Origin of the sequence: Aquabacterium sp. (assembly GCF_004297345.1) — a bacterium.
Lineage (GTDB): Bacteria > Pseudomonadota > Gammaproteobacteria > Burkholderiales > Burkholderiaceae_C > Aquabacterium.
This window is the reverse complement of sequence record NZ_SCTN01000156.1, coordinates 1-17,722: the sequence shown is the minus strand read 5'-3', so window position 1 is coordinate 17,722 and position 17,722 is coordinate 1. Positions and strand designations below refer to the sequence as shown.

Sequence of the window (17,722 nt, the reverse complement as noted above, 5' to 3'; positions counted from 1 at the left end):
AACGCGTGGGCCCGTGTCAAACAACAGCGCGTGACGGGCCGTGCGAACCAACACCGCCGTACCCTGCCCTACATCGGCGGCCACCAGTGAAAAGACGCCTGCTCGTGGTGCCGGCACCATATGCCAGCTCTGGGGCAAATGAAAAAGCGACAAACCAAAGGGCAGCAGACCAAGTCGCCAGCGCCAATGCATGGGCAAAGCCAATGCTGCGCCAGCCAACACGCAGCACAAGGCGACCCACCACGGCAGCACGGGCGATGCGGCCATGGCTGGCCATACCCGCACAAGGTCGGCGAGCAAACTCATCAAGCCATTGATGAGCCAGACACCCAGATCCCAGCACGGCGCCCAGATTGCACCCAACAGTGACAGCGGCGTGATGCCGATCGTGAACACGGGGATGGCGATCAGATTGGCCAACAAGCTGCTGATCGATGCCTGCTGGAACACCACCAGGCTCAAGGGCATCAAGGCCAGAGTGATCAGGCACTGAATGCGCAGCAGATTGATACAGCCTTCCCACAATCGACGCGACCAGGACAGCACATACCTGTACAAGCGCGTGCCACCCGACTTGCCCTCTGACGCACCCGGTTCCAAAGGCGCGGCGCCCGTCATGCCTGCCGATTCTTTCAAGCCATATGACAGCAACACCGCCACGGCCATATAGGACAGCCAGAAGCCCACCTGTCGAATCGACCAGGGATCCATGGCCGTCAAGGCCACGGCACTGATCAAGCAGACCAGAGGCCAAGGCCAGCGCCGCCCGCCTGCGCGCAAACAACACACCACAGCCATCATGAGCACGGTTCGCTGAGCCGGCACACCCCAACCTGAGAGCAGCGCATACAAGCTGCTGGCCACCAGTGCCACCCACATCGCGACATCGGGTGCCGGCCATCTGTGCATGCCTCGTGGCCACGAGGACCAGACGCGTCGCACCAGCAAAGCAGCCATCCAACCGAACATGGCGATGTGGGCACCGCTGATGCTCACCAGATGGGCGATGCCCGTTTGGCGAAACAGGTCCCAGTCATCCTGCTCGATGGCGGATTGATCGCCCACGGACAGACCGGCCAGGATGCCGGCCGCACGTTGATCGGACACACGCTGAAAAATCACCGTACGAATGCGCTGGCGCCATCGATCGATCAGACCTTGCCATGGATGCTCAGGGCGCTCGCTCACCATCTGAGCCGCGCGGCCTTTCTGGCGAAGGCTGCCCACGGCACGAACACCGCGCTCGAAATAGGACAAGGTGCCGTCATATCCTCCGGGATTGGACAACCCATCGGGCGCATGCAGTTGCACGGTGAACTGCCACTGTTGCCCAGATTGCGGCAACTCACCACCTGGCAAGGGCATGTGCAAACTCAAGTGGACGGGCAGGCGCCCGGATTTCTGCCACGCCGGGGCGGTATCGCGCTCTGCCGCCCCCAGCCATTTCAATACCCGCGCATCCAGCAAGACACCGCCCGGTACAGGCTGAGGCAAACCCTCCACTTGCACCAGAACCTGCAGGTCACGGCCCACCCAGGCATCAGGCAAAGCTTCCTTCATGCGTGCGCTGGCTCGCCAGCCTGTGGATGCCCAGCCGATCAACGCCATGGCCAACACCCCCAGACATGGCCAGACCCAACGCAGCATGGGTAGCGTCTTCACACGGGAGGCAGGTGGTTGCCGCTGTACGAGCCAACACCAGAGCACGCAGACCAACGCTGCCACCGACAACACCTCATACCCTGACTCAGGATACAAGCCAGCTTCCCCCGTTTGCCGGAACACGCCCAGCAACCAGGCCAGCGTCCACGCCAACCACACGATCATTCACGGCCACCCATTTTTTGTAGCCATCTGTATCAATGGCTGCGGGATTCTGTTGAGCGCGTTAAATGGCTTCAAGACACCCTGATAGGTGATGGCAAACTAGGGATAGACGACTGGCAGCACAATCTGCAAATGAATACGAACACCGGAAGCTGCTTGTGCGGAGGCATTCGATTCCGCATTCGGGGTGAACTGCCGCCCATCCAGATTTGCTACTGCAGCCAATGCCGAAAAGCGCAGGGCGCAGCGTTCGCCAGCAATGTGCCTGTTCAGTCCTGCAACTTCGAGTTGGTAGGTGGGCAAGATCTGATGAAGGCCTACGAGGCCACACCTGGCAAGCGGCGATGGTTCTGCGGATGCTGCGGTTCACCCATCTACAGTGAGCGTGACAGCCTGCCCGGTGTGCTGCGCGTGCGCATCGGCACCGTCGACGAACCCATCCAGGCACGCCCGGCCTTTCACGCCCATGTCGAATCCAAATGCAGTTGGTGGGAGTTACCGGACGATGGCCTGCCTCGCTATCCGCAATGGCCTGAGCCCTGAGCCCATATCCAGGCCCCACCCAAGCTGTCGTCAAACAGTCGGTGTAGCATTCGAAGCTCAAGCCGCCACGCGCGGCACAAACCGACATTTGAATCTAAGCCGACCATGTCCATCGAACAACGCCTCCAAGACCTGGGCATCACCCTGCCTCCCGTGGCCGTGCCTGCCGCCGCCTACGTGCCTTTCGTGCGCACCGGTAACCTGGTCTTCCTGTCTGGCCACATCGCCAAGAAAAACGGCCAGGTCTGGGCAGGTCAGTTGGGCAAGACGATGGACACGGCTGAAGGCAAGCAGGCCGCTCGTGCCGTGGCCATCGATCTGATGGGCACGCTCAGCGTCGCTGCGGGTGGCCTGGACAAGGTCGTGCGCATCGTCAAGGTCATGAGCCTGGTCAACAGCGCACCTGATTTCACCGAACACCACCTGGTCACCAACGGCTGCTCCGAGTTGTTGGGCGAAGTGTTTGGCGAAGCTGGCGTGCATGCTCGCAGCGCCTTTGGCGTGGCGCAGATCCCGTTGGGCGCCTGCGTCGAGATCGAGCTGATCGCTGAAGTACGCTGAAGCCGAGCCGCCACATGGTCAAGCTGTCTCCACGTCTTGCCTTGAGCCTCATGGGCCTGGCTTGCGGTGTCTCCGTCGGGCTGGCCTTGCTGGCCCAACACAAGTTCGGCATGGAGCCCTGCCCCTGGTGCATCCTTCAGCGCCTGATCTTCATTGCCCTGACCGGTCTGTGCCTGCTGGCTGCGGCCCTGCCTGCTGCCGCACTGCGCCGCATCCTGTCAGTACTGGTGATACCGCTGACGCTGGGCGGCATCGGAGCAGCCTTGTGGCAGCACTTCGTTGCGGCCAAGTCTTCTTCATGCGCCTTGACCTTCGCCGACAAGATCATTGGCTTCTTCGGCGTGGACACGCGCTGGCCCAACGTGTTTGAAGTGCGCGCCTCATGTGCGGATGCGGCCGCCAGCATCCTGGGCGTACCGTTCGAGTTCTGGAGCCTGGGCCTGTTTGCCGTGGTCGGCATCGTCCTGCTCTACAGCGCCATCACTCCAGATCGCCGTGCTTGATCAAGACCCGAACCTGCCCACGGCCCTGCTGGATTTTCCCGGGCACGAGGGGCAGGATGGCCCTCGCCAGCGCTGGCGTTTCGAGCGTCCGGTGCGCTGGCTGGTGGCGCATGATCCATCCCAGGTAGCCGGGCTGCTGGATGCGGCACACGCCTTGTCTCAACAGGGCCAATGGTGCGTCGGCTGGGTGGCTTATGAAGCGGCGCCAGGCCTGGATCCTCATCTGCCTGTCAAGGCGCTGCCACCGGGCCAGCCTTATGCCGTGTGGGCCGTGTTCGATGAAGCACAACCCTGGTCGGGCGATGAGATCGTGCCCTCTGGTACGAACTGGTCGACAGGCCCATGGCAAGCGGATCTGGATGACGCGCTGGCGCAAAAACGCATTGAACAAATCCACGATCTGATCCGCGCGGGTGAGGTCTACCAGGTCAATCTGACCACGCAACGGCACGCTCACTATGAAGGCGAGCCCGCCTCGCTGTGGCCCTACTTCATGGCCCTGCGCCGCAGCCAGCCTCAAGGCTATGGCTTGATGCTGGACGCACGTGCCGCCTGCCGCGCTCCGGGCGCCGTGTTGAGCGTCTCGCCCGAGTTGTTCTTCGATTGGGATGGCGAAACGCTCACCACCAGGCCGATGAAAGGCACCGCGGCACGTGGGCTGGATGCGCAGGCCGACGCCGCTGCGGCTGAACACCTGCGCACCAGCGTCAAGGAACGCGCAGAAAACCTGATGATCGTGGACTTGCTGCGCAATGACCTGTCCCGCATCGCTGAAGTGGGCAGCGTCAAGGTGCCCTCCCTGTTCGATGTGCAGGCCCTGCCTACCGTCTGGCAGATGACCTCCACGGTCACGGCGCACAGCAAGGCTGGCCTGACACTCAGCCAGGCCTTCAAGGCGCTGTTCCCTTGTGGCTCGGTCACGGGTGCCCCCAAACGCCAGGCCATGCACCACATCGCACGGCTGGAGCGCACTGCACGCGGCGTGTACTGCGGGGCCGTTGGCCTGATGGCACCGGGTGGCAGGGTCACCTTCAATGTACCCATCCGCACCGTGTGCATCCACACGCCGCCACCACCGGCACCCTGGTCTGCCCATTGCGGCATCGGCAGTGGCATCACGCTGGATGCCACACCCATCGGCGAGGTGGCCGAGTGGCGTGCCAAGCAAGCCTTTCTGACGCGTGCGGACAGCCCCTTCCAATTACTGGAGTCACTGCGCATTGACGCGGGCCGGATTGATCGCCTGGATCTGCACGTTCAACGACTGGCCGGCAGTGCCCGCCACTTCGGCTGGCATTGGAACGATCAGATCGAACAAGGCGTGAGACAAGCGCTCGCCAATCTCTGTCTGGCTCACCCGCAAGGTGTGCATCGCGTGCGTCTGCTGCTTTCTGTGAACGGTCAAGTCGATGCCCAGGCCAGCGAGTTGAGCGGGCCCGGCGCCATCACCAAGACCGGGCCATCGCCTGAGGATCAAGCCACACTGAGCGTGCAACTGGCCGATCGGCCCATGCCTGCTGCGGACGATTTCATCCGCCACAAAACCACGCGGCGCGCCATCTACGGCGAGTTCAAACCACCAGAAGGCATCTTCGACACCCTGCTCTTCAATGCAGCTGGTGAACTCACCGAATTCACGATTGGCAACCTGGCCCTCAAACTCGATGGCCATTGGTACACCCCACCACACTCGGCAGGACTGCTGCCAGGCGTGATGCGCGCGCGCGCGCTGGCCGACGGCTTGCTCACGGAGCACAAGCTGACCATCGCCGATCTGGACCGGGCAGAAGGCCTCGCCCTGCTCAACAGTGTTCGAGGTTGGTTGCCCGTGCAATTGATCAAACCCGTGCCCATGGCAAGGTAAGGTCGTGGCTGCCACAATGGCCTAGGCTTCCAGCCCCATCATCCCATCACCAGCAAACAACAAGCTCATCATGCGATTGCTGCACACCATGCTGCGCGTTGGCCATCTCCAGCGCTCGATCGACTTCTACACCCAAGTGCTGGGCATGACCCTGCTGCGCACCACGGATCGCCCGGAGCAGCAATACACACTGGCGTTTCTGGGCTATGGACGCAACCCGGAACACGCAGAGATTGAGTTGACCTACAACTACGGCGTCGAGCAATATGAGTTGGGCACGGCCTACGGCCACATCGCCATCGGCGTGGACAACGCCGCCGCCGTGTGCGATGCCGCCCGCATCAAGACCGCCACATTGGGCGGCGCTGTGGTGCGTGAAGCGGGCGCGATCAAAGGTGGAACCACCGTCATCGCCTTCCTCACGGATCCCGATGGCTACAAAATCGAACTGATTGAGCGCCCCGAAGCCGCCAGTGAACTCCAGCGCTGAGCAAGCGCCTGGCTGAAAACACAAAGGGACCCGCAGGTCCCTTTTTTCATGCTGCCAGCAAGGCGGGTGCAGGCATCAGCGGTGCGCCGGGATGCGCGGCGTATCCACCTTCACATCACCACATTGCGCACGGTGGCGCAAGGCGTGGTCGATCAGCACCAGCGCCAGCATCGCCTCGGCGATCGGCGTGGCACGGATGCCCACGCAGGGATCGTGGCGCCCGAAGGTCTCGACCGTGGCCGGCTGCCCGTTCAGGTCAATGGACTGGCGAGGCGAGCGGATCGAGCTGGTCGGCTTGATGGCGATCGCCACGCGGATGTCCTGACCTGTAGAGATGCCACCCAGCACGCCGCCGGCATGGTTGGAGGCAAATCCATCCGGATACAGCTCGTCGCCATGCACGGTACCACGCTGGCTCACGCTCTCGAAGCCTGCACCGATCTCCACACCCTTGACCGCATTGATGCCCATCATCGCGTAGGCAATGTCGGCATCCAGCTTGTCAAACAGCGGCTCGCCCAAGCCAACCGGCACGCCCGAGGCTTCCACGATCAGCTTGGCACCGCAAGAATCGCCGTCCTTGCGCAGCTCATCCATATAGGCTTCCAGCGCATCGATCTGGCTGACATTGGGCGCAAAGAAAGGGTTGTTGGGCACGTGTTCCCAGCCTTCAAACGCAATGGGCATCGTACCCAGTTGCGTCATGCAGGCGCGGATCTCGGTGCCGAACTGCTCGCGCAGCCACTTCTTGGCCACGGCGCCAGCTGCCACCATGGGCGCCGTCATGCGAGCCGAAGAGCGGCCACCACCACGTGGGTCGCGGATGCCGTACTTGTGCCAATAAGTGTAGTCAGCGTGGCCCGGACGGAAGGTCTGCAGGATGTTGCCGTAGTCCTTGCTGCGCTGATCGGTGTTGCGGATCAGCAGGGCGATCGGCGCGCCGGTGGTCTTGCCTTCGTAGACACCACTGAGGATCTCGACCGCATCGGGCTCGTTGCGCTGCGTGACGTGGCGCGAGGTACCGGGACGGCGGCGATCCAGATCAGGCTGGATATCGGCTTCGGACAGCGTCATGCCCGGGGGGCAGCCATCGATCACGCAACCGATGGCCGGGCCATGCGATTCGCCAAAGTTCGTCACGGTGAACAAGAGACCGAGGGTGCTGCCAGCCATAGCGCCAAATATTCTGTGTAGTCCAAAACGGAAGCCGCTATTGTCCCCTATCAGTCAAGCCTTGGTGTCCTTGGGCGCTTCCAGAATGCAAAACGCCCGGAAAAACCGGGCTTTGCAAAGAGAAAGCGGCAGGCCGATCAGGCCTCGTAGCGGGTCAGAGCAGTGCCTGACGCTCCTGTCCGGCACCCTCTTCCACCGGCCAATCGCGGATGTAGGCTTTGAGCATGCGGTTCTCGAAGTCCTGCCCGTCCACCACGGCCTTGGCCACGTCGTAAAAAGAGATCACACCCATCAGGGTTTTATGCGTCATCACAGGCATGTAGCGGGCATGGCGATTGAGCATCATGCGGCGCACCTCGTCGATTTCGGTCTCAGGCGTGCAGGTCAAAGGATGGTCGTCCATCACGGTGCGCACGGTCAGGTTCTCCACCGAGCCGCCATTGCGAACCAGGCCTTGAATCACCTCACGGAAAGTCAGCATCCCCACCAGATCGCCATGCTCCATCACCACCAGCGAGCCGATGTCGTGGTCTGCCATGGTGGTGGTGGCCTCACCCAGCGCCTGCTCGGGCTGAACGGTGAACAGGGTGCTGCCTTTGACTCGCAGGATATCGCTGACTTTCATGGTCTGTCTCCTCGATCGGTTGCACAAAATGTTTAGGGATAGATCTGATCAATATAGACCGATCGGCATGGTCTCGCCAAGGGGTTCCCCCTGATGAAATTTGCCTTTCACGCCAATGCGTTGGACAAGGTCATGCTTTCCATGCCCGCGTGAGTCCAAAAGCGCTCGGTAAACGCGTCAGGGCGCAGCAAAACCTCGCCAACCAGGGGCGCCATCAAGGTCTTGTCCGGATCGCACAGCAGCACGAAACGGCCACCATGTTCGGCCTGCGTCTCGTCCAGCAAGCCCACCCAGTCCAACCCCTGCAAGATCTCCAGCAAGGGCTCGATCTGCAAGGGATCCGTGCGCAGACGATGTGCCAGCTGTTCACCGGAAAGCCCCCGACGAGGCGCGTGCTGCTCTGCGACCAAGGCCTTCAACAGTGCCAGAACGAGGGCAAACCGGTAGCCGGGCGTATCAGGCCAGCGCTTGACCTGCGACAGCAGACTGGGCGTATATGCCGCGATCACCGCCCCCAGCAGGATGATCAGCCAGCTCACGTAGATCCAGATCAGAAAGAGCGGCACTGCGGCAAACGCGCCGTAGATCGTGGCGTAGACCGGCGCCTTCGACAGGTAGATGGCCAGCCCCTTCTGCCCCACCTCCAGCCCGATAGAGGCGAAAATTCCACCGCCCCAAGCATGCTCCCAGCGCACAAAGGTATTGGGCACGTACTTGTAGAGCGCGGCAAAACCGGCTGTCTGCAGCATGAACACGATGAAGCTCAGCAGCAAGCTCACGCCGCCCGGCAACTCATCGACCAGCCCACCAGACGCTGACAGCAGGTAGGACGTCAGCGACAGGCTGGCCCCCACCATCAACGGCCCCAAGGTCAGCGCGGCCCAGTACACCAGCACGCGCTGCGCAATCGGGCGAACAGTGCGCACACGCCAGATGCCATTGAGCGTGTGGTCGATCGTCAGCATCAGCATCATGGCTGTCACGCCCAGCGCAATCAGGCCCAGGCCGCCCATCTGGCTGGCTTTGGTCGCGAACTTGGTCAACGACAGCAAGACCGGCTTGGCAATCGCATCAGGCACCATGCCGGTCAGCACTTGCTGCTCCAGCACCTTGCGAAAGCGGGCGAAAACAGGGAAGGCGCTGAACAAGGCCAGCATCACCGTGAACAGTGGCACCAGCGCGATGGTGGTCGTGAACGTGAGGCTGCCGGCCGTCACGCCCAGGTGATCCTCGCGAAACCGCGCCCGCAAGGTTTGATAGGTTTGAGCCCAAGGCCACTGCTGCAAGGTGCTCACCAACAGGGTCCAGCGCTCACGGGCATTTGCCCAGAAAGTCCAATTCGACGTCATGCTGGCTATGATGCCAGCCATGCGCAACTGAGGCGCCCGCTTCAGCCCGCGTTGTGAAATTTTCCAGATGACCACGCCCTCCTCTTCCTCCTCCGCTCCTTCGTCAACGGACGAACTGCCCATCGATCCCGACGCCTTCGTCGGCATGCACCCTGGCGAACGCCTGGCCCGCATCGATCGCATGCGCCTGCTCAACGTCGCCCTGCTGCTGTCGCTCATTGGCCTGGGCCTGGCCTGGGAGCTGTGGCTGGCGCCGCTCAAAGGGGGCACCGGTGCGCTGGCGCTCAAAGTATTGCCGCTGACACTAGCCATTGCCGGGATGCTCAAGCACCGGCTCTACACCTACCGCTGGATGTCATTGCTGATCTGGCTGTACTTCACCGAAGGCGCCATGCGCGCCACCAGTGACACAGGCATGTCGCAAGCGCTGGCCGGCATCGAAGTGACGTTGAGCGCGGCACTGTTCACCGCATGCGCGGTCTACATCCGTCTGCGACTGCGCGTGCTGCCGCCCAAGAAAAAGGGCAAGGACGCCAAAGAGGCCCAACAGCCATGAACAGGCTGCTGGACTCGCTGCGCAACTTGCTGGGCCAGGCGCAGGTCCTGATGCCGGCGGATGCGGCAGACCCCGAGTTCAGCCGCTACCAGACTGATTGGCGAGGCCGCTACAAGGGCCACGCGCTGGCCATCGTGCGGCCGGGCAATGCGCAGGAGGTCGCAGACGTCGTGAAGCTGTGCGCACAGCACGGCGTCAGCATCGTGCCTCAGGGCGGGCACACCGGGCTGGTTGGCGGCGGCGTGCCCGATGCCAGCGGCAAGCAGATCGTACTGAGCCTGCAACGCCTGAACCGCGTCCTGTCTGTGGATGCGGCCAACCTGTCGATGACGGTGGAAGCTGGCTGCCTGCTGGCCGACGTGCAGCGTGCTGCAGATGACGCTAGCCTGCTCTTTCCCCTCAGCCTGGCGTCGCAGGGCAGTTGCACCATCGGCGGCAACCTGGCCACCAATGCGGGCGGCACGCAAGTGCTGCGCTATGGCACGGCACGCGAACTGTGCCTGGGCCTGCAAGCCGTGACCGCACAAGGCGAGATCTGGCAAGGCCTCAAGAGCTTGCGCAAAGACAACACCGGGTATGACTTGCGTGATCTGCTGATCGGCAGCGAAGGCACGCTGGGCATCATCACAGCGGCCAGCTTGAGGCTCTACCCCAAACCGGCCTCACGCCTCGCAGCCCTGCTTGCTTGCGACACCATCGAACAAGCCCTGGCCCTATTGGCCCTGGCTCGTCGTACGCTGGACGCATCCCTGACTGGCTTTGAGATCATGCATGCCTACCCGGTATCGCTGGCCTTGCAGCACACGCCTCAGCAAGCACGCGCTGCTCGTCACTTGCTGAGCTCAGACGCCGATGCTGGCATCACGACACAGGCGCCGACATGGACTGTTTTGCTCGATGCCGCCAGTCCGCATCCTGAAGTCGCGCTGCAAGACCAACTGGCGCAGTTGCTGTCACACGCCCTGCAGGAAGCCTTGATCACGCAAGCCTGTGTCGCACAATCAGACACCCAATATCGTGAGATGTGGGCGCTGAGAGAAACCATTCCCCTCGCGGAAAAGGCAGAGGGCCAGATGGTCAAACACGACATAGGCGTGCCCACATCCTGCGTACCTGCATTCATCAGCCAAGCCGAAAAGGCCTTGCAAGAGGCCTTCCCCGGCTGCCGCATCGTCTGCTTCGGCCACCTGGGAGACGGCAATCTTCACTACAACGTGCAGGCATCCACCGACGTATCAGACCAGGCGTTTCTGGCCGAGCAGGAGCATGCCGTCAACGCGGTCGTGTATGACATCGCCACGGCCCTGGGCGGCACGATCTCGGCCGAACATGGCATCGGGCAACTCAAGCGAAACGAATTGGGCCAAAGGCAAAACGCCATCAGCACGGCATGGATGCGCGCCATCAAGCAGGCACTCGATCCCCAAGGCCTGCTCAACCCTGGCAGGCTGGTGCCTTGAGTCGGCTTACTGCAAAGGCCCTTTGAAGCCTTCCGGAATGGGCATGCTCAGGATGTCGATGCCCTCTTCGCGCAACGATTGCTTGTCTTCCTCGCTGGCCTGACCACGTATGGCCCGCTCGGGTGCGTCGCCGTGATGGATGCTGCGCACTTCTTCAACAAAGCGCTCGCCGACATCTTCCGTGTTCTCGACCACGTGGCGCACGGCTTTCAAATACAGCGCCTGCAAGGCTGCCATGGCGTCCTGAGCCTCGGACGGCAAACTGTCATGCATGGAGCGATCGCTTGTTGCTGCCACATGCGTGGAAGGCGCCGGCACGGATGCCGATAGCCCTGACGCAGGCGCTGAAGGCAAACGGGAGACAGCAGGCGTGCGCTCCTTCAAGCCGGACGTGTTGAGGTGCGGCGCGGAGGGTCGACGTGTCACATCGTGGTCGCCGCACACAGGGCAAGTCAGCAGGCCGCGCTCTTTCTGTGAGGCGAGGTCATCCGCCGAGGCAAACCAGCCTTCGAAATGATGTCCATGAGCACAATGAAGATCAACCACCAACATGATGACGAGAACCGATTTGACGACCTGGCGACAGCTCAGGCCGAGACCCACTGCAAAGGCCACGCACCGGCCCGGAACTTGGACAACCACATCATGCCGACGATGGTTTTCACATCCGTCAGCTGGCCGTCACGCATCCAGTCTTCCAGTTCTGACAGGGTGGCGCTGAACACGTCGAGGAATTCCCCATCGTCAAGATGGCGCTCGCCCAAGGTCAACTCGTCAGCAAACCAAATCTCGATGATCTCGGTGGCATAGCCGATGACGGGATGCATGATCCCGGCTTTAGCCCAACGGCGAGCCTTGTAGCCCGTCTCTTCCCACAACTCGCGTTGCGCGCAGGCCAGACCGCCCTCGCCTGCATCCAGCTTGCCCGCGGGAAACTCGATCATCGTCTGGCCGACCGGGTAACGATACTGACGCTCCATGACCAGCTTGCCATCGGGCAGCATGGCCACGATCATCACGGCACCGGGATGCACCACATACTCGCGTGCGGCCTCACGGCCGTCAGGCAGTTGCACGCGATCACGGCGCAACTCGATGAAATGCCCTTTGTAGACCGTGTTGGACTCGATGGTCTCTTCGCGCAAATGGGCGTCTGGCAAATGGGCGTCCGGCAAAGGCGCGGCAGGCAGATCAGATCGGGACATCAGCGCTTGCGCAGATAGCGCCAGACAAAACCGGGAAAGGCCAGCGTCAGGAACACAGCCAGCCAGACGGCCACGAACTCCCATCGGATCGGCGTGGCCTGCCCCAGCTTGCTTTCCAAGACGCGCCCCAGCACCGCTACGCCAAACGCGTAAGCCAGCAACTCCAGCAAGCGCCAGGCCACAGGCTTGACCTCACGGCGCGGCCCAAGCACGAACAGACGCTCGTTCACAAAAGGCAAATTGGCCGCGATCACCGCGGCCAAGAGCACGACACTGACAGCCCATGCGGGCACGAGGCCCGTCATGAACTGGATCTTTCAGTCAAGGAAGACCGGTGTGCCATATCTGAATCAACCAGCCAGCGACTGGGTGATGGCCTTGGCGCACAAGGTCATCAGGCCGCTGGGCAGGATACCCAGTGCCAACACCACGATGGCGTTGACCGACAGCAGCACGCGGGCACCGCCCTGCGCCACCGGCGCGTTGTCAGCCGGCTCATCAAAGTACATGACCTTGACGATGCGCAGGTAGTAGAAAGCACCGACCAGCGACAGCAGCACGGCCACGATCGAGATTTGCAGCAACAGCGGCGAGTTCGTCGTGATCAGCGCTTGCAACACAGCCAGCTTGGCGTAGAAGCCAACCGTCGGAGGGATGCCTGCCAGCGAGAACATGAACACGGCCATCACGCCTGCCAACATGGGGCTGCGCTTGTTCAGGCCAGCCAGATCGGAGATCTGCTCGGACTCGAAACCAGGACGCGACAGCACCATGATCAGACCGAAGGTACCCATGGTGGTGAGCACATAGGTCAGCACATAGAACAGCGACGAGCCATAGCCATTGCCAGCCGACACGGTGTTACCCGCCACGATGCTGGGCACGAAGCCCAACAGCATGAAGCCCAGTTGCGCGATACCGGAGTAAGCCAGCATGCGCTTGAGATTAGTCTGAGCGATGGCCGCCAGGTTACCGATGGCCATCGACAGCACGGCCAGGATCATCAGCATCTGCTGCCAATCCGTAGCGGTGTTGATCAGGCCTTCCACCAACAGGCGAACGGTGATGGCGAATGCAGCCAGCTTGGGCGCACCGGCCACCATCAGCGTCACGGCTGTTGGGGCACCTTGGTACACGTCAGGCACCCACATGTGGAAAGGCACCACACCCAGCTTGAACGCCAGACCAGCCACGATGAACACGAGGCCGAAAGCCAGCACCTGCTTGTTGATCTGGCCGGTCAGCGTGGCCTTGTAGACCTCGCCCAAGTCCAGCGAACCCGTGGCGCCGTACATCATCGACATGCCGTACAGCAGGAAGCCCGAAGCCAGGGCGCCCAGCACGAAGTACTTCATGGCCGCTTCAGTAGCCTGCACGTTGTCACGGCGAACCGCCACCAACGCGTACAGCGACAGCGACATCAATTCCAGGCCCAGGTAGATGCTCAGGAAGTTGTTGCCGATGATCATGATCGAGATACCCAGCAGCGCGAACATGCTCAATGTGAACAGTTCACCCTTGAGCATCTCGCGGGCTGCCGCGTAAGTCTGGGCATACACCAGCGAGCCCATCACGGCCAGCGTGGCGCACAAGGCCAGCAAGTGGCCCATGGCATCGGTCACCACCATCTTCTGCATGGCGTACACGGAGGCGCCGTTGTCCAGCGCCGTCAGATGCAGGCCGGCCACGACGGCCAGCGAGGCCAGCGTCAGCAGATAAGTGGTTGTGCGTTTCGGGCAAGTGACGAAGAGGTCAACCAGGGAGACCAGGCAGGCCATTCCCAGCAGCACGATCTCGGGCGTCACTGCGCACCAGTTCAAATCAGTCATGTCGATCGGCCTTCAGTTCAACTTATTTCAACTTGCTCACGGACACGTGCTGAATCAGCTCGGTCACGGACACATGCATCGCATCGGTGAAAGGCTTGGGCTGGACACCCATCCACAACACCGCTGCGGCCAGAATGGCCAGCATCAGGAATTCGCGGGCGTTGATGTCAGTCAACTCACGCACATGGTCGTTGGTCACGTCACCGAAGTACACGCGCTTGTACATCCACAGTGTGTAAGCAGCACCGAAGATCAGCGCAGAGGCAGCCAACGCACCGATGATGAAGTTGTACTGAACGGCACCCAGGATCACCATCCACTCACCCACGAAGCCAGCGGTACCCGGCAGGCCGCAGTTGGCCATCGAGAACAGCAGCGCGAAGGCCGCGAACTTGGGCATGGTGTTGACCACGCCGCCGTAGCTGGAAATTTCACGCGAGTGAACGCGGTCGTACAGCACGCCGATGCTCAGGAACATGGCACCCGACACAAAGCCGTGGGCAATCATCTGCACGATGCCGCCAGCGATACCCAGCTCATTGAAGATGAAGAAACCCAGGGTCACGAAACCCATGTGTGCGATGGACGAATAGGCCACCAGCTTCTTCATGTCCTGCTGGACCATGGCCACCAGACCGATGTAGATCACACCGATCAGCGACAAGGTGATCACGACAGGCGCGAACTCGTGCGATGCATCCGGCACGATGGGCAGCATGAAACGCAGGAAGCCGTAGCAACCCAGCTTCAGCATGATCGCGGCCAGCACGACGGAGCCACCGGTAGGCGCTTCCACGTGGGCATCAGGCAACCAGGTGTGCACGGGCCACATTGGAACCTTCACGGCGAAGGCCGCGAAGAAGGCACCGAACAGCAGCGCTTGCGGCGTGGCGGGCAAAGGCAGCTTCTGCCAGGTCAGGATGTCGAACGAGCCCCCCGACTTGTAGTACAGGTAGACCAGCGCCACCAGCATCAGCAGCGAACCCAACAGCGTGTACAGGAAGAACTTGAACGCAGCGTACACACGGCGCGGACCGCCCCAGATACCGATGATGATGTACATCGGGATCAGGGTTGCTTCGAAGAACACGTAGAACAGCATGCCGTCCAGTGCGGAGAACACACCCACCATCAGACCCGACAGGATCAGGAAGGCACCGTAATACTGGTGCGGGCGGTCTTCGATCACTTCCCAACCGGCGATCACCACGATGATGGTGATGAAGGCGGTCAGCGGCACGAACCACATCGAGATGCCGTCCACGCCCAGGTGATAGAAGATGTTGAAGCGCTCGATCCACGATGCGTTCTCGACGAACTGCATCGCGGCCGTGCCGCCATCGAAGTGCGTCATCACGGGGATGGTGACCAGGAACCCGATCACCGCGCCGATCAGCGCAATCCAGCGGGTCACGCCGGCATGTTCCTGGCGGCCAACGGCCAGCAGCAGGATCCCGAATGCCACCGGAATCCAGATGGCCAGAGAAAGGAGGTTAGACATAGTTTGCATGAACCGGTCCTCGCGCTCAGTGGTGCATGAACACGAACCATGTCATGAGGGCGAACACCCCCAGGATCATGACCAGCGCGTAGTGATAGAGGTAACCCGTCTGGAACAGGCGCACCAGCGAACCAATCAGGCCCACCAGCTTGGCCGAGCCGTTGACAAGCAGGCCGTCGATGATGCCGACATCGCCCACCTTCCACAGACCACGGCCCAGCAGACGTGCGCCAGCGGCCAGCACGTTCTCGTTGAACCAGTCCAGGAAGTACTTGTTCTCGCCAATCACGATCAGCGGACGCAGCACCTTGGCGAACATCGCAGGGATCTGCGGCGCCACCATGTAGAACACGAAGGCCGTGACCACACCACTCAGCGCCAGGATGAACGGCAGGCTGGTGAAGGCGTGCATGCCCATTGCAGCAGCGTTATGGAACTCATGAGCCAACTCTTCCATGGCAGGGTGCAGTTCGTGATTCACGAAGATCGCATCCTTGAGGAAGTCACCAAACAGCATGGGCTGGATGGTCAGGTAACCGATGATCACCGAAGGAATGGCCAGCAGCACCAAGGGCAACCAGACCACCCAGGGCGACTCGTGCGGCGTGTGGGCATGCCCGTGGCCGTGGTCGTCCTCGTCATGGTGATCGTGTTCACCTGGGAAGGGCTTGTGATGGAAGTTCTCCTTGCCATGGAAGACCAGGAAGTACATCCGGAAGCTGTAGAACGCGGTCACGAACACACCGGCCAGCACCGCAATATGCGCAAACTGCGCACCAGGCAGATGGCTGGCAGCCACGGCCTCAATGATCGAGTCCTTAGAGTAGAAGCCCGAGAAGAACGGCGTGCCGATCAGGGCCAGCGAGCCCAGAAGCGACGTGATCCACGTGATCTTCATGTACTTCCACAGGCCACCCATGTTGCGGATGTCCTGATCGTGGTGCATGCCGATGATGACGGAGCCCGCGCCGAGGAACAGCAAGGCCTTGAAGAAGGCGTGCGTCATCAGGTGGAACACGGCCACGTTGTAGGCGGACACGCCCAGCGCGACGGTCATGTAACCCAGCTGCGACAGCGTGGAGTAAGCCACCACGCGCTTGATGTCGTTCTGAATGATACCCAGAAAGCCCATGAACAGCGCCGTGATGGAACCGATCACCAGGATGAAGTTCAGCGCGGTGTCCGACAGTTCGAACAGCGGCGACATGCGGGTCACCATGAAGATACCGGCCGTCACCATGGTGGCAGCGTGAATCAGCGCGGAGATAGGAGTCGGGCCTTCCATTGAATCAGGCAGCCACACGTGCAGAGGGAACTGCGCCGACTTACCCATGGCACCGATGAACAGGCAGATGCAGATCACGGTGATCAGCATCCAGTCTGTGGCAGGGAAGCCCAGCTTGGCCAGCTCAGGCGCCTTGGCAAAGATCTCGGTGTAGTTCAGCGTACCGGTGTAGGCCAGGATCAGGCCGATACCCAGGATGAAGCCGAAATCACCCACACGGTTGACCAGAAAGGCCTTCATGTTGGCGAAGATGGCCGTGGGCTTCTTGAACCAGAAACCGATCAGCAGGTAAGACACCAGGCCCACAGCTTCCCAGCCGAAGAACAGCTGCAGCATGTTGTTGCTCATCACAAGCATCAACATCGAGAAGGTGAACAGCGAGATGTACGAGAAGAAGCGCTGGTAGCCAGGATCCTCTTCCATGTAGCCAATGGTGTAGATGTGCACCATCAGCGACACGAAGGTCACCACGCACATCATCATCGCCGTCAGGCCGTCGATCATGAAACCGACTTCCATCTTCAGCGAACCCAGCGTCATCCATTCATAGACGGTCTGGTTGAAGCGTGCGCCGTCTATCACGGCATTGAGCGTCATCGCCGAGATGACGAAGGCCACGAGCACGCCCAGGATGGTCAGTGCATGTGCGCCCTTGCGGCCAATCGCCTTGCCGAACAAACCGGCGGCAATCGAGCCGACCAGCGGGGCCAGGGGCACCGCCAGCAGCGAGTTGAGAGAAAGTGCTGTTGTCATTGTTGTGTCTCTCCCGATCAGCCCTTGAGCGTATCCAGCTCGTCGACGTTGATCGACTGACGGTTACGGAACAGCGTCACCAGAATGGCCAGACCGATCGCCGACTCAGCAGCCGCCACGGTCAGGATGAAGAACACGAAGACCTGCCCGTCCATGTCACCCAGGTAATGGGAGAACGCGACGAAGTTCAAGTTCACG

General features: G+C 61.4%; 18 protein-coding genes. 7 read left to right on the top strand and 11 right to left on the bottom strand.

All coding sequences use genetic code 11. From position 1 onward, the window contains the following. Positions 1–1,827, bottom strand: a 1,827-nt coding sequence (locus tag EPO09_RS05190; RefSeq protein ID WP_290640859.1) for a ComEC/Rec2 family competence protein, incomplete at its 3' end; no start/stop codon positions are given. 132 nt (positions 1,828–1,959) lie between these two features. On the opposite strand from EPO09_RS05190, the gene EPO09_RS05185 reads away from it, so the two are divergent. The 5 genes from EPO09_RS05185 (at position 1,960) to gloA (ending at position 5,788) form a co-directional block, all read left to right on the top strand. Continuing rightward, entirely contained in the window at positions 1,960–2,370 is a 411-nt protein-coding gene (locus tag EPO09_RS05185; protein ID WP_290640857.1) for a GFA family protein, read from the top strand. A 105-nt stretch (positions 2,371–2,475) separates the two neighbouring features. Further along, positions 2,476–2,931: a RidA family protein gene (locus EPO09_RS05180; RefSeq protein ID WP_290640855.1), complete on the top strand. Its 456-nt coding sequence runs from the start codon at positions 2,476–2,478 to the stop codon at positions 2,929–2,931. 14 nt (positions 2,932–2,945) lie between these two features. After that, on the top strand, positions 2,946–3,434 hold the full coding sequence (locus EPO09_RS05175; RefSeq protein WP_290640854.1) for a disulfide bond formation protein B: 489 nt from the start codon (positions 2,946–2,948) through the stop codon (positions 3,432–3,434). After that, positions 3,427–5,298, top strand: coding sequence for a chorismate-binding protein (locus EPO09_RS05170; protein WP_290640853.1), 1,872 nt, complete (start codon positions 3,427–3,429; stop codon positions 5,296–5,298). The genes EPO09_RS05175 and EPO09_RS05170 overlap by 8 nt, the downstream gene beginning before the upstream one ends. A 70-nt stretch (positions 5,299–5,368) precedes the next feature. Beyond that, a complete protein-coding gene (gene gloA, locus EPO09_RS05165; protein ID WP_290640851.1) occupies positions 5,369–5,788 on the top strand; it encodes a lactoylglutathione lyase in 420 nt (139 codons plus the stop codon). Positions 5,789–5,863: 75 nt separating this feature from the next. On the opposite strand, the gene aroC is transcribed toward gloA, so the two are convergent. The 3 genes from aroC to EPO09_RS05150 all read right to left on the bottom strand — a co-directional run bounded on the left by aroC (position 5,864) and on the right by EPO09_RS05150 (position 8,935). Beyond that, positions 5,864–6,961, bottom strand: a complete 1,098-nt coding sequence (aroC, locus tag EPO09_RS05160) for a chorismate synthase (RefSeq protein WP_290640849.1) — start codon at positions 6,959–6,961, stop codon at positions 5,864–5,866. A gap of 154 nt (positions 6,962–7,115) precedes the next feature. Continuing rightward, positions 7,116–7,586, bottom strand: a complete 471-nt coding sequence (locus EPO09_RS05155; RefSeq protein WP_290640847.1) for a CBS domain-containing protein — start codon at positions 7,584–7,586, stop codon at positions 7,116–7,118. A gap of 107 nt (positions 7,587–7,693) precedes the next feature. Beyond that, on the bottom strand, positions 7,694–8,935 hold the full coding sequence (locus EPO09_RS05150) for a YihY family inner membrane protein (RefSeq protein WP_290640845.1): 1,242 nt from the start codon (positions 8,933–8,935) through the stop codon (positions 7,694–7,696). Positions 8,936–9,116: 181 nt separating this feature from the next. Here EPO09_RS05150 and EPO09_RS05145 point away from each other — a divergent pair, with 181 nt between their 5' ends. Both EPO09_RS05145 and EPO09_RS05140 read left to right on the top strand, forming a co-directional pair. Next, positions 9,117–9,491: a DUF2069 domain-containing protein gene (locus EPO09_RS05145; protein WP_290640862.1), complete on the top strand. Its 375-nt coding sequence runs from the start codon at positions 9,117–9,119 to the stop codon at positions 9,489–9,491. Further along, positions 9,488–10,951, top strand: a complete 1,464-nt coding sequence (locus tag EPO09_RS05140; protein WP_290640843.1) for an FAD-binding oxidoreductase — start codon at positions 9,488–9,490, stop codon at positions 10,949–10,951. Before EPO09_RS05145 ends, EPO09_RS05140 begins: the two co-directional genes overlap by 4 nt. Before the next feature lie 6 nt (positions 10,952–10,957). Here the strand turns inward: EPO09_RS05140 and EPO09_RS05135 are convergent, their stop codons facing one another. The 7 genes from EPO09_RS05135 to nuoK all read right to left on the bottom strand — a co-directional run. Beyond that, positions 10,958–11,503: a DUF1178 family protein gene (locus EPO09_RS05135; protein ID WP_290640842.1), complete on the bottom strand. Its 546-nt coding sequence runs from the start codon at positions 11,501–11,503 to the stop codon at positions 10,958–10,960. 35 nt (positions 11,504–11,538) lie between these two features. After that, a complete protein-coding gene (locus EPO09_RS05130) occupies positions 11,539–12,156 on the bottom strand; it encodes an NUDIX domain-containing protein (RefSeq protein ID WP_290640834.1) in 618 nt (205 codons plus the stop codon). Next, positions 12,156–12,461, bottom strand: coding sequence for a DUF2818 family protein (locus EPO09_RS05125; protein ID WP_290640832.1), 306 nt, complete (start codon positions 12,459–12,461; stop codon positions 12,156–12,158). Before EPO09_RS05125 ends, EPO09_RS05130 begins: the two co-directional genes overlap by 1 nt. A gap of 45 nt (positions 12,462–12,506) precedes the next feature. Further along, on the bottom strand, positions 12,507–13,985 hold the full coding sequence (gene nuoN, locus EPO09_RS05120) for an NADH-quinone oxidoreductase subunit NuoN (RefSeq protein ID WP_290640831.1): 1,479 nt from the start codon (positions 13,983–13,985) through the stop codon (positions 12,507–12,509). A gap of 22 nt (positions 13,986–14,007) precedes the next feature. Continuing rightward, a complete protein-coding gene (locus EPO09_RS05115; protein ID WP_290640860.1) occupies positions 14,008–15,486 on the bottom strand; it encodes an NADH-quinone oxidoreductase subunit M in 1,479 nt (492 codons plus the stop codon). Positions 15,487–15,511: 25 nt separating this feature from the next. Continuing rightward, a complete protein-coding gene (gene nuoL, locus EPO09_RS05110; protein WP_290640829.1) occupies positions 15,512–17,524 on the bottom strand; it encodes an NADH-quinone oxidoreductase subunit L in 2,013 nt (670 codons plus the stop codon). Positions 17,525–17,541: 17 nt separating this feature from the next. Beyond that, a partial coding sequence (gene nuoK, locus EPO09_RS05105; RefSeq protein ID WP_290640827.1) for an NADH-quinone oxidoreductase subunit NuoK occupies positions 17,542–17,722 on the bottom strand: 181 nt, incomplete at its 5' end.

Coding starts and splice junctions, on each gene's coding strand:
- EPO09_RS05185 (WP_290640857.1), top strand. CDS start 1,960: ATGAATACGAACACCGGAAGCTGCTTGTGCGGAGGCATTCGATTCCGC.
- EPO09_RS05180 (WP_290640855.1), top strand. CDS start 2,476: ATGTCCATCGAACAACGCCTCCAAGACCTGGGCATCACCCTGCCTCCC.
- EPO09_RS05175 (WP_290640854.1), top strand. CDS start 2,946: ATGGTCAAGCTGTCTCCACGTCTTGCCTTGAGCCTCATGGGCCTGGCT.
- gloA (WP_290640851.1), top strand. CDS start 5,369: ATGCGATTGCTGCACACCATGCTGCGCGTTGGCCATCTCCAGCGCTCG.
- aroC (WP_290640849.1), bottom strand. CDS start 6,961: ATGGCTGGCAGCACCCTCGGTCTCTTGTTCACCGTGACGAACTTTGGC.
- EPO09_RS05155 (WP_290640847.1), bottom strand. CDS start 7,586: ATGAAAGTCAGCGATATCCTGCGAGTCAAAGGCAGCACCCTGTTCACC.
- EPO09_RS05150 (WP_290640845.1), bottom strand. CDS start 8,935: ATGACGTCGAATTGGACTTTCTGGGCAAATGCCCGTGAGCGCTGGACC.
- EPO09_RS05145 (WP_290640862.1), top strand. CDS start 9,117: ATGCGCCTGCTCAACGTCGCCCTGCTGCTGTCGCTCATTGGCCTGGGC.
- EPO09_RS05140 (WP_290640843.1), top strand. CDS start 9,488: ATGAACAGGCTGCTGGACTCGCTGCGCAACTTGCTGGGCCAGGCGCAG.
- EPO09_RS05135 (WP_290640842.1), bottom strand. CDS start 11,503: ATGTTGGTGGTTGATCTTCATTGTGCTCATGGACATCATTTCGAAGGC.
- EPO09_RS05130 (WP_290640834.1), bottom strand. CDS start 12,156: ATGTCCCGATCTGATCTGCCTGCCGCGCCTTTGCCGGACGCCCATTTG.
- EPO09_RS05125 (WP_290640832.1), bottom strand. CDS start 12,461: ATGACGGGCCTCGTGCCCGCATGGGCTGTCAGTGTCGTGCTCTTGGCC.
- nuoN (WP_290640831.1), bottom strand. CDS start 13,985: ATGACTGATTTGAACTGGTGCGCAGTGACGCCCGAGATCGTGCTGCTG.
- EPO09_RS05115 (WP_290640860.1), bottom strand. CDS start 15,486: ATGTCTAACCTCCTTTCTCTGGCCATCTGGATTCCGGTGGCATTCGGG.
- nuoL (WP_290640829.1), bottom strand. CDS start 17,524: ATGACAACAGCACTTTCTCTCAACTCGCTGCTGGCGGTGCCCCTGGCC.